At 55.6% G+C, this 11,049-nt stretch carries 12 protein-coding genes and 2 pseudogenes; 9 read left to right on the top strand and 5 right to left on the bottom strand.

What is annotated here, in order from left to right; translation table 11 throughout:
* From VKV29_RS15310 to VKV29_RS11050, 3 genes and pseudogenes are all read right to left on the bottom strand, one after another.
* Nucleotides 1-150, bottom strand: a pseudogene (locus VKV29_RS15310) (flagellin); the annotation flags it as partial.
* A gap of 210 nt (nt 151-360) precedes the next feature.
* A complete protein-coding gene (locus VKV29_RS11055) occupies nt 361-1,740 on the bottom strand; it encodes an amidohydrolase family protein (RefSeq protein WP_324201365.1) in 1,380 nt (459 codons plus the stop codon).
* Nucleotides 1,737-2,411, bottom strand: coding sequence for a type II secretion system protein (locus VKV29_RS11050; RefSeq protein WP_324201364.1), 675 nt, complete (start codon nt 2,409-2,411; stop codon nt 1,737-1,739). Before VKV29_RS11050 ends, VKV29_RS11055 begins: the two co-directional genes overlap by 4 nt.
* A gap of 192 nt (nt 2,412-2,603) precedes the next feature.
* Here VKV29_RS11050 and VKV29_RS11045 point away from each other — a divergent pair, with 192 nt between their 5' ends.
* The 9 genes from VKV29_RS11045 to fliI all read left to right on the top strand — a co-directional run bounded on the left by VKV29_RS11045 (nt 2,604) and on the right by fliI (nt 9,893).
* Nucleotides 2,604-2,768, top strand: coding sequence for a hypothetical protein (locus VKV29_RS11045; RefSeq protein WP_324201363.1), 165 nt, complete (start codon nt 2,604-2,606; stop codon nt 2,766-2,768).
* 187 nt (nt 2,769-2,955) lie between these two features.
* Entirely contained in the window at nt 2,956-3,495 is a 540-nt protein-coding gene (locus tag VKV29_RS11040) for a sigma-70 family RNA polymerase sigma factor (RefSeq protein WP_324201362.1), read from the top strand.
* Between the two features lie 107 nt (nt 3,496-3,602).
* The gene (flgB, locus tag VKV29_RS11035) at nt 3,603-3,992 is read left to right on the top strand and encodes a flagellar basal body rod protein FlgB (protein WP_324201361.1); all 390 of its coding nucleotides are present in this window, start codon (nt 3,603-3,605) and stop codon (nt 3,990-3,992) included.
* Between the two features lie 33 nt (nt 3,993-4,025).
* Nucleotides 4,026-4,487: a flagellar basal body rod protein FlgC gene (flgC, locus tag VKV29_RS11030; RefSeq protein WP_324201360.1), complete on the top strand. Its 462-nt coding sequence runs from the start codon at nt 4,026-4,028 to the stop codon at nt 4,485-4,487.
* A gap of 17 nt (nt 4,488-4,504) precedes the next feature.
* Nucleotides 4,505-4,831 (top strand): flagellar hook-basal body complex protein FliE, encoded by a 327-nt coding sequence (fliE, locus tag VKV29_RS11025; protein WP_324201359.1) that lies wholly within the window; start codon nt 4,505-4,507, stop codon nt 4,829-4,831.
* 76 nt (nt 4,832-4,907) lie between these two features.
* Nucleotides 4,908-6,572 carry a flagellar basal-body MS-ring/collar protein FliF gene (fliF, locus tag VKV29_RS11020; protein ID WP_324201358.1) on the top strand — a complete coding sequence of 555 codons (1,665 nt, stop codon included), beginning with the start codon at nt 4,908-4,910 and terminating at the stop codon, nt 6,570-6,572.
* Nucleotides 6,573-6,595: 23 nt separating this feature from the next.
* Entirely contained in the window at nt 6,596-7,615 is a 1,020-nt protein-coding gene (fliG, locus tag VKV29_RS11015) for a flagellar motor switch protein FliG (protein WP_016482603.1), read from the top strand.
* The gene (locus VKV29_RS11010) at nt 7,615-8,517 is read left to right on the top strand and encodes a FliH/SctL family protein (RefSeq protein WP_324201357.1); all 903 of its coding nucleotides are present in this window, start codon (nt 7,615-7,617) and stop codon (nt 8,515-8,517) included. The genes fliG and VKV29_RS11010 overlap by 1 nt, the downstream gene beginning before the upstream one ends.
* Nucleotides 8,518-8,522: 5 nt before the next feature.
* A complete protein-coding gene (fliI, locus tag VKV29_RS11005) occupies nt 8,523-9,893 on the top strand; it encodes a flagellar protein export ATPase FliI (RefSeq protein ID WP_324201356.1) in 1,371 nt (456 codons plus the stop codon).
* Between the two features lie 35 nt (nt 9,894-9,928).
* On the opposite strand, the gene VKV29_RS11000 is transcribed toward fliI, so the two are convergent.
* On the bottom strand, nt 9,929-10,702 hold the full coding sequence (locus VKV29_RS11000) for a TdeIII family type II restriction endonuclease (RefSeq protein ID WP_324201355.1): 774 nt from the start codon (nt 10,700-10,702) through the stop codon (nt 9,929-9,931).
* A 4-nt stretch (nt 10,703-10,706) separates the two neighbouring features.
* Nucleotides 10,707-11,049 (bottom strand): annotated as a pseudogene (locus tag VKV29_RS10995) (site-specific DNA-methyltransferase); the annotation flags it as partial.

The following is an 11,049-nucleotide window of genomic DNA, read 5'->3' as shown; positions in this document are numbered from 1 at the left end:
GGAGATGATAAGCCCTGCGGGGTCATCGGCGGCGGAGTTGATGCGCAGTCCGCTAGAGAGTTTTTGGATGCTGCTAGCGACGGCATCGGAGACTTGGTTTAGGTTGTAAAGGGCGCCTAGCGCCGTTACATTGGTGTTGAGCTGTAACATACACGATCCTCCGTGAATTTACTTTCGGCCTATTTGGCCGTTTGCCGGCCTCCTGCCGGCGAAGCGTTGGTTTGGAATCTTGAACAACCACGTACATTGACCGGAGAAGAGAGGTGTCTTGGTTGTTCCGCAATGATTTTCGGAGGATCGCCCCGTAATTTTTAGAGGGTTTTCTCAAAGCGACTCGGCGAAGCAGAAAAGCAACGGTCGCTACGCACAGAGGGCTGCTTGCAAACGTGCCGTTATGTGAGGCACAGATGCAAACAACGGTGTTAAATCGTTCTCGGGGAAACGATATTTCATCTCGGCATGAAGGGCTGCATCATAGCGCACACGTCCATCAATCATGGTTAATACCACGTCGGAAGCGTGAGCCGTATAGACCAAAGCACTATAAGGATCGTAGTTTGGCATGGTATGCAGTCTATCAAGGCGCACCACGCAGAGATCGGCTCGTTTGCCTATTTCCAATGAACCAACATCCTTCAGCCCCAACACTTTGGCTCCGCCCAGCGTGGCTAGGTTAATCACTCGCTCGGCGGTCAGGGCGTCTACTCGTCGGCGGGCAGCGCGCTGGAGGAGAACGGCAAAACGCATCTCCTCGAACAGGTCTAGAGTGTTGTTGCTCACCACACTATCGGTGCCCAACCCGACTCGTGATTCCGCGCCATCAGAAGGACAGAGAAGCGCCAGAGGAGCCACTCCATTGCCCAGCTTTGCATTCGATTTTGGGCAGTGCACCCAGGCCGCACCCCGCTGTTGTGCAAGCATACAGTCTTTAGCTGAAACGTTCACTCCGTGCACTAAAAGCGTTTGCGGACCAATAATGCCCAAATTGTCTAGATAGGCACTCACGCTTTGGCGCGGGATATGCCAGGAGATGCCACGCTCTTCAAGACTTTGCGCCATCACCCCGCGCCCCTCAAGCAACAGCTCTAGCTCCTCGCGCGACTCGGCAGCATGGATGCAAACAGGTAGCCGATTAGGATGCGCCCAGCGGGCTAGCGCCTGAAACAAGGCCGGTCGCACGGTATAAGGCGCATGAGGAGAAATACCCACCGCCAAACGGCTATCGGCGCTTGCTTTCTTTAAGGCGGCAACCTTTTGCGCTAGCTCCCGTATGGTCTCTTCGACAGGCTGCTCCTCCCCAATGCCAAACACTTCCTGATAGATAACTCCGCCTAACCCAAAGGCCTGTGCCGCCCCTAATGAGGCACCGGTTGGCGTACAGTCGCCAATCGTCGTTATGCCACCGGCCACCGCCTCCGCAGCCCCCAACAGGGCGGAAATGCGCCAGTCCTCATCGGAAAGCAGACGACTGCGCTTTACCAACTCCCGAATCCAAGCGAAGAACTCCCGGTCTTCCACAAGTCCACGGAACAATGTGTAGTCCAAATGGGTGTGGGCATTAACCAACCCAGGCAAGATCACGGCTGCACCAAAGTCGCGCCCTGTGCGAGAGTCTAAAACGCCACGCGCCTGCCGTATCTCCGCGATCCTTCCCTCCTCCACCACAACCTCGCCATGGGCGATAGGAGGGTTCGTTATCGGTAACACCCAGTTGGCACGCAATACAACGCGATCGCTCATAGAGGCATGGCCCAGTAGGCATTGAGTTGATCGTAGGTGATGTTTTTGGAGTGGCCGTCGGCAAAAAGCGTGTTGTAACGCCATACACGCGGAATGAGGCTGCCATGCCATTTCCCGGCACCGTCGAAAAGCACGTTGACCTCGGCAGGGTGTTGTAGCATACTGTCGGTAGCGTGGCGCTCGGCCAACTCGGTTCGATAGTAGTAGCTCGTCCCAAACTTTGCGAAGCTAGATGGGTTGGCATTAGGTGGGTTTCCGTTGGGGTCAATATAGAGGCCGGTAAAATCTTCCACATCGAACCCCGTATCGGCGGGGCAATGAAAAACCTCCTTTGACTTCGTGTAAGGAAATAAGGCCACCTGAAGCGGTGTGATGGTGGGAATCTGTGCCATAAAGCTGGGGTCACTTCCCCAAATTTGCGGGGTATAGCGGTCGGCAGGGTCTACCATATAAGGATAGTAGCTGTCGTAATCTTGCATGTACATGCCGATGCTTAGGCCGAGCTGGTGCAGGTTGGAAAGACAAGCGATTTCACGCGCTTTTCCACGGGCTGTTAAAAAGACGGGGAAGAGGAGCGCAGCCAATAGCGCAATAATTGCAATTACGACAAGAAGCTCGATGAGCGTAAAGGCGCTGCGCGAGGCATAGGGCGTTGTTCTTTTGTGAAACATCTCTCCACTCCTTTCAGATCCGCTAGAGAAAGCTCTAACGATATTTTATACTACCCCACAACACCCCACGCCCCCGCATAAAGCTCTTGAGGCGCCTTTTAACAATTTGCCAATTTCCAACGATATAGGATAGAATAGAGTTTGATGCGCGTTCGCCTGCGAACGTGCGCACTTGTTAGAAAGGAAGCTACGATGGTGGACATAAGGCTATGCCCTACGTGGTTTGCGGTGCCGCATCGGCGTCGAACACCGCTATGGTTTAAGGTGTTCGATGGCATGGCGTTGCCCAACGGCAAAGCACAACCGCGGGTCTCTGGTCTTACCGGTCGTAGCAAGCGCTCCTACTACCTCTTCTGACACTCCTCTGAGGGCGCCCCCGGAAAAGCGCCTTCTCGAAGCAAACATTGGGCGCGTGCTCCTCCCCGCTCTCACCGGCAACGGGAACGAAGCGAATTTGCGAACACCGCGACCGTTAGAGACCTCTCCCGATTCTTCAATCGTTTAGCGTTCTTTGTTTGCGTGATTTTCGAGAAGGAATTGTATTATGGAAACGGCTTTACGGGGGTGCCTCGACGCCTCCACCCAACAAAAACTCATAGATGCGATTGAACAGCGTATTGAAAGAATGGCCGCCTACTTCGGGCGAATCTCAGGTGTTGAGAGCGATGACTTGCGCCAAGAAGCTTGGGTAGCCGTTCTTGAGATGTTGCCGCGCCTTGACATGCGTATCGGCAACCCGGAACAGCATCTGCTGCAACGCGCTCGGTGGCGCATGCTCGACACGATTCGCGCTCACTGGCGCGCCCATACCGTGCCGATTCCGGATGGATACCTCGAAGCCCCTTCCTTCGATCCAACGGCCACCTTCGATCTCATCGCCCTCATGGAGCTGCTCACCCCGCTGCAGCAGCGCATTCTGCGCGCGCTTCTAGAGGGCTACACGGCACGAGAGGTAGCGGAGATTTTAGGGTGTTCGCCGGCCAACGTGGCCTACCATGTGCGACGCATCCGCAAGGCCTACAAGTCGCTACAAGCCGAAGCGCTCGCCGCCACAGACGCCGAGCGGGGCGAAAATTCTCCCTGAGGTTCGCACTTTAGATAACCAATAATTCCGGTGAAGCCCACATTAGAACGTGGCGACCGACTTTTGTTTCTAAGGTGCTCAGCACCCATCGTAAAGGGAGTAAGCCCATGCTCGATATGCTCTTTGGTGGCGACGCTTTTCAGGCGGTGACGGCTGCCCTTAACGCGGCAGCTCTGCGTCAACAGGTCATCGCCAACAATCTAGCCAACGTCAATACGCCCGGCTATAAGCGTCAGGCTGTCAGTTTTGAGTCGGCTTTGCAGAGCGCCCTGGAGATACGCCATACTCCCTTCGCCGCTCTCGATCCGCACCCCATCTCCTCTATTCAGCCGATCGTCTACACCGTCAACACCACAACCGACCGCACCGACGGCAACAACGTAGACCCAGAATCGGAGAGCGTGGCACTCGCCATGAATGCCATTCGCTACGATGCCCTAGCAACGGCAGTATCGCTCCAGTTTACCAATCTCAAAACCGTGATCAACGGACGCTAATTGCTAACACGTCTGTTCAAGGAGGGGAACACCATGTCACTCGGTTCGGCAATGCAGATAAGTGCCTCAGGTCTTACCGCAGAGCGTCTGCGCCTCGATGTGATCAGCAACAACCTCGCCAATGTAGATACTACGCGCGGCCCTAATGGTCTGCCTTATCGGCGACAGATCGTCACTTTGGCCGAACGTCAGCCCGGTGGGGACAGCTTCCACGCCATGCTGATCGCCCTGCGCGGCGGCCCCGAAGACGAAGCGCCAGGAGCCGGTGTGGAGGTGACTTCCATTCAACCGGACTACTCAACACCCTACAAAGTGATTCACGATCCGGGCAATCCAGACGCCGATGCCAACGGCAACGTGCGCATGCCCAATGTGAACCCTATTATCGAAATGGTGGACATGATCTCGGCCTCACGTGCTTACGAAGCCGACGTCACCGCCATCAACGCAGCAAAACAGATGCAGACCCGCGCCATTGACATCGGCCGCGCGTAATTGAAGGAGAACCTCCCATGCGTATGGATGCTCCAACCCCGCTTTTTGACATTGCCCCCGCCGTGCAGCAGTCGGTAAGTCCCTTTTCAGCGCCTACTGGGCCAGGAGAGACCTCCGTATCGGGAAAGAGCTTTGGTCAATTCCTCAGCGAGGCCATCAACGAGGTAAACCAGGCTCAACTGCACGCGGATGACCTCACTGCGCGCTTCGCTGCCGGTGAACCTCTCGACGTTCACCAGGTGATGATCGCCTCTCAGGAGGCCTCTGTGGCCCTCGACCTGGCCGTGCAGGTGCGCAATCGCCTGCTAGATGCCTATCAACAGATCATCAGCCTCAACGTATAGCAGCCGTATTGCGTTAACGAGGTAGCTCATTGAGAATGCAGGCGCACAGCAGAAAGGTAGGAAGGAAGTTATTACCGTGAACCGAGCTAGAGAATGGTGGGAACGTTTAGGCCGCACCAATCAGATTATCTTTGTCGCAGCCTCTTTGGGAACGATCATCGCGCTGATCGGCTTCCTCTCTTGGGCGAGTACCCCCGAATTCGTGCCGCTTTTCTCTAACCTCTCCGCCCAAGATGCCAACGCGATCACCGAGAAACTACAGGAGGCGCACGTCCCCTATCGTCTCACACAAGGCGGCACGGCCATTGAAGTGCCAGCCCAAGACCACGACGAATGGCAGATGAAACTGCTTAGTCAAAACCTGCCGGCACAATCTTCCAGCACGCTTAACGGCGCCGATGACATCCTCAACTCCTCCCACATGGGCGAGCCGCAGGAGATCGAAGACCTACGCATCCGCCGTTCTCGTGAAGACCGCATCGCACGCACCATTATGAGCATGGACGATATCGCCTCCGCAGTGGTGCACTATGCCCCGGCAGACGACAGCCCCCTACTGGTAGATCACCACGACTCTTCGGCCTCTGTGCTTCTCACCCTCAAGCCCGGGCATCAGCTTTCCGACGAGAACGTGCGCGCCATTGTGCGCCTCGTTCAAATGGCATTTACCGGTCTATCCGACAAAAACATCAGCGTGGTCGACTCTAACGGCGATCTGCTTTGGGATGGCCTTCACATGGCTGGTGGTCAGGTGGATGACCTGGAAAAACAGGCACGTGAACAACAGATGCAAGAACGCGCCGACCTACAAGCCGCCCTCGACAGGGCTTTAGGCCCCCATCGCTCCATCGTTTTAGTACATGAAGAGCTGAGCAACGACCAAGAAAAACGCCATATCGTAACCAATAGTCCAGGCGCACCGGTCACCAAATACGATGAGACAGAGCAGCTTAACGGCCAAGGAACCGCCATCCCGCGCGCTCAGGTGGGCGCTGCCGGCAACATTGCCGCCGCACAACCCAACGGTCCCGGCGTACCTAACTACATGGCGGCCACCACCGGCCCCAACAGCAACTACACTCATGAAACCACCACCACCACCTATCAGCCCACCACAAGCACTGTGGATACAACGGTTGCTCCGGGCCAGATCAGGCGTTTGGACGTAAGCGTTCTGCTCGATTCCTCAAAAATTCCTGCCGATCAACTGCAATCCACCATCGCCACCGTCACCCAGATGGTGCAGACCGCTATCGGCTACGATCCCAACGACCCAACACATGCACGCCAAGTGGCCGTCAGCGCCGTTCCCTTCGATCACTCCACCGAGAAAGCCGAAGAGCAAGCGGCTGCGGCTGCCGCCAGCGCAGCCAACATGCGCCATCTACTCGCCGTGCTTATTCCCTTCCTTATTATGGGGTTTGCGGTTTGGATGCTTGCTCGCGCGCTTCGCCGTCCCAGCACGGTTGCCGAAGGTCAGCTTGCTCTGGCCGGCGGGGGCAGCCTGCCGGCAGGCGCACTTGGCTCGGCAGCACCCACCGAATCGCGCGATGGCGCCCCCGAATCGCTGCCGGGTCAGGAAGGGCCTATTCCGCTTGTTCCCGGTTCAAACTCTCCGAAGACCTTTGAGGTTATCGAAGAGGCCTTCGATGCCAACCTCGAAAGCATTCTTCATCTCACGCGCTCCAAGCCGGAGATGGTCGCCATGCTCGTGAAGAGCTGGCTCGGCGATGAAAACTAGACTGGTTTAAGGAAAAGGAAGCTATGCCACGTGCCCAAACGAATAATTTAACCAACCGTCAGAAAGCCGCCGTGCTGATGGTGGCTCTAGGCCCAGAGGCTGCCGCCCGCGTCTTTAAACATCTACGCGAGGATGAAATCGAGAACATCACACTTGAAGTGGCCCGACTGGGCCGTGTAAGTTCGGAAACCCGTCGCCAGATCATCGCCGAATTTCATGAGATGTGCCTCGCTCAAGAGGTTATTGCGGAGGGTGGAATCGATCAGGCCCGCAAAGCGCTTGAGGCGGCCTTCGGAGCCGATAAGGCCAATGAGGTCGTCAGCCGTGTCTCGCAGGCGCTGCAGGTAATGCCTTTCGACTTTGTTAAAAAGACCGATCCTACCCAACTGCTCTCCTTCATCGTAGATGAGCACCCGCAAACCATTGCGCTCGTTTTATCGCACTTGAACCCGAACCAGGCCGCAACGGTGCTGTCCGGGCTACCACAGGAGTTGCGGGCAGAGGTCGCTCGACGCATCGCCATTATGGATCGCACCCCGCCGGAGGTCATTCGGGAAATAGAACGCGTGCTTGAACGCAAGCTTTCTACCTCGGTGGTCTCCTCGGCTCTCACCTCGGTAGGCGGCGTTAAAAGCCTTGTTGAAATATTAAACTGGGTTGACCGCACCACCGAAAAAACCATCCTCGAAAACCTCAGCGAAACCACGCCCGACCTGGCCGAAGAGGTCAAAAAGCTCATGTTTGTGTTTGAGGACATTGTTCTGCTCGACGACGGCTCCATTCAAAAGGTTCTTCGGGAAGTGGATACCAAGGAGCTGGCCCTCGCGCTCAAAGGGGTGGGAGAAGAGGTACAGAACCGCATCTTCAAGAACATGAGCGAGCGCGCCGCCACCATGCTCAAAGAGGATATGGAGTTTATGGGGCCGGTGCGCCTACGCAATGTAGAAGAGGCCCAACAGCGCATCGTCGGCATCATTCGTCGGCTGGAAGAGGCCGGCGAGATCGTCATTGCACGCGGCGGCGGTGAGGAGATCATCATCTAATGTCAGCCGAACCTTCGCGAGCGGAAAACCTCGACTTCCGGCCGCTAACGGCGCCCCATATCTCGGTGAAATCGGGTACATCTCCCGTGCCCGTGAACTGGTTTCAGGTGCTGGCGCCTAAGCTGGAAGAGGGGGAAAGCGTGGCCGTTGAATCCGCTCCTCCACCACCAACAGCCGGAGTGCACGCCGCTCCACTCCAACTGCGACCGGTGGAGGAGATGGCCGAAGAGTTGCGCCGTCAACAGACAAAATCTATCACAGAACCACCCGAAATCGCCCAGATGCGCCAGGAGGCCGAGCAGGCTGCCCAAGCGCTGCTGAATGAGGCCCAAAACCGAGCCAAACTTTTGGAGGAGGAGGGCTACCGCCAAGGATTCGAGAAGGGATATTACGACGGCAAAATCAAAGGGGAAGCAGAGGTGCGTGCCGAGCTAACTCGCCAAGCAGAGGCGGAGCGCCAAGCACTGCGTGAAGACCTTCAAAACTTTGTTCAATCCGTGGAGGCCCAGCGCCGTCGCATTTGGGAGGAGCTGGAGCCCCAGGTGGTTCAACTGGTGTTCGAGCTGGCGCGCAAAGTGATTAAGCAGGAGATAGAAGCCTCTAAGGAGGTGGCGCTAGCCGTCATTAAGAACGCGCTGCTGCGGGTGGCCGATAGCGGCTCTCTCTGCATTCGCGTAAGCCCACGCGACCTAGAGACCGCGCGAAGCCACCGTGAGGAACTGCTCGAAATGCTCGATCATCTACCCCATGTGGAGATCATCAGCGACCGTCGTGTGGGCGACGGTGGGTGCATTGTAGAGACGCCCAACGGCAATGTGGATGCCCGCATCGAAACCCAGCTGGCGGAGCTGAACCCCTTTTTCAACGTGCCCCCTTCACCCCCATCGTCTGAGGGAGCATAGCCCCGATGCAAGGCAAAATCCTCGATCTACCGCCTATTCCTCCCAGTCCGGTGAACCTGGAGCGCTATCGGCAACGCATAGCGCGCTTCGACCCGGTGCGGCAGAACGGAAAAGTGATGCAGGTCATCGGCCTTGTCATCGAGTCCAACGGCCCACCGGCTATGGTGGGTGAGCTTTGCGACATCTACTACGACCGTGCTAATCTTTACGATCCGGCGCGGCCCCCTATTAAAGCGGAGGTGGTGGGCTTTCGTCAAGGGCGTGTGCTCCTCATGCCTATCGGCCCCATGGAGGGCATTCGCCCCGGCAGCGAGGTTGTGGCCACACGTCGTCCCCTCCAGGTGATGGTGGGTGAAGGCCTGCTCGGGCGCATGCTCGATGGACTTGGACACCCTATTGATGGCGGCCCTCCCCTCGATCTTCCCGCCGTTGTCCCTGTTAACGCCAACCCACCCAATCCTCTTACGCGCCCGCGCATTCGCGAAATACTGCAGGTAGGGGTACGCGCTCTAGATGGGTGCCTCACCGTGGGCCGAGGCCAGCGCATGGGTGTGTTTGCCGGCTCCGGTGTGGGAAAATCCACTCTGCTTGGCATGATCGCCCGCAACACCAATGCCGATGTCAATGTGATCGCCCTCGTGGGGGAGCGTGGGCGCGAGGTGCGCGACTTCATTGAGGAAAGTTTAGGTACGGAGGGCCTACAACGGTCTGTGGTGGTGGTGGCCACGTCCGATCAGCCGGCCTTAGTGCGCATTAAAGCGGCTTTCGTAGCAACCGCCATCGCCGAATATTTTCGTGATCAGGGCGCCCATGTCTTACTGATGATGGATTCGATCACGCGCCTGGCCATGGCCCAACGCGAGATTGGCCTGGCCATTGGGGAGCCACCGGCCACGCGCGGCTACACCCCCAGCGTTTTTGCCATGCTTCCCCGTCTTCTAGAACGTGCCGGCACGGCGGAAAAGGGCAGCATCACGGGGCTATACACGGTTCTGGTAGAGGGCGACGACATGAACGAGCCGGTGGCAGATGCCGTGCGCGGTATTCTGGACGGCCATATTGTGCTTACAAGAGAATTGGCTCAGCGCGGCCACTACCCGGCGATAGATGTTTTGCAAAGCGTAAGCCGCGTTATGCCACAAATCGTCAGTCCAGAGCACCTTCGAGCAGCAGAGCGCCTTCGGGAAACCCTTGCCACCTATCGAAATGCGGAAGACCTCATCAATATCGGGGCCTATGTGGAAGGAAGCAACCCAAAGATCGATCAGGCTCGCGCCCGCATCGAGCAAGTAAATGCTTTTTTACAGCAACGTTTCGACGAGGCAAGCACTCTCTCCGAAACCCTACAAATCCTGCTCAACAGCTTTACGGGGTGAAATAAACATGATCTCTTGGGTTCGTGGTAAGATGACTAGAGTGTGGTAAACTTGCGGTTGATGTCATCACGTAGCGCAATACCGACTTCCTCGAATATATCTAATAACTGTTGATAAGTTCCGTCACCTCCCAGAAAATTCCAAAAATCGTCCGCTACTTTGAGTTCATGTTGTAAGTCAAACATCGGTCTAAACGTCCGTCGATCATAATCTGAGGGTGCATAAGGATTATAAGGGATTGCAAGCCCGGTATAGATGCACACATCTCTATTCTGTAGCAATCGTATAGCCGCCCATTCAAGTAACGTTCGTTTAAGCCCTATGACTTCGCCTTTATTTGGCTTAGCTGTTTTTAAATCAAAATAGTACTCGATCCCATCGTTAGACTCAAGAAATATATCTGCTTTCAAACTCGATATCTGTTTTTTCGGTTCTTCTTGCGCCACCTCGCGTAGTTGTTCAATTTCCTTCAATTTGTTTGGCTCTACCAGGCCATTCCTCAAGTCATCAATGATTTTTTGTATGATGCCTAATGATTTTTCACTGATGTGATCTCCCAAACGCGACTGTCTCTGAACCCGTTTAAAATAGGGTTGTGCCACCTTTTCTGCAATCTGCTCGAATATCGAAGTGCCCAGAGTTGTGTTTATAGATTGTATAAAAGAAAACAACATCATTTTATCTTTTCCTAACAGTCTTACATGAAACGGCATATGCTGCGTTTCAGGGGAATAACTGTTGAGCTTCTCTCGTATCTTATTGCTTAGCAATTCCTTAATCTGTTCAGTCTGATCCTGGGATAAGCCCATCGGTTTATGCCCTCATCATAAAGAATATTGTCTCTTGATAAGGGTCATCACCCTGTTCAGTACGCTTCGTCACCGCGCGATGATACTCATCCACAATCCGCAAACCGCTAAGACGAGCGATCTCCGGGTACAGGTGGAAGCGGTCGTTGGCCACCACAAAAACCTTCGCATTCGGTTTCAGATAGGGCAGGAAGTTGCGAAACACTGCCGCGATGTCGTGCACATAGTCTTGCTGGGCACGACGTGATTTGCCTTTTCGCTTGGGGCCTATCTCCAACTCATCCTTTCGCGGAAAACCAAACAGTTCATAGGCGTAGATGTGCTGATCGTGATAATCTATCTGCCCT

Origin of the sequence: Chthonomonas sp., from assembly GCF_035294165.1 — a bacterium.
GTDB lineage: Bacteria > Armatimonadota > Chthonomonadetes > Chthonomonadales > Chthonomonadaceae > Chthonomonas.
Note: the sequence above shows the minus strand (reverse complement) of the source record. Positions and strands in the feature narration are given on the sequence as shown.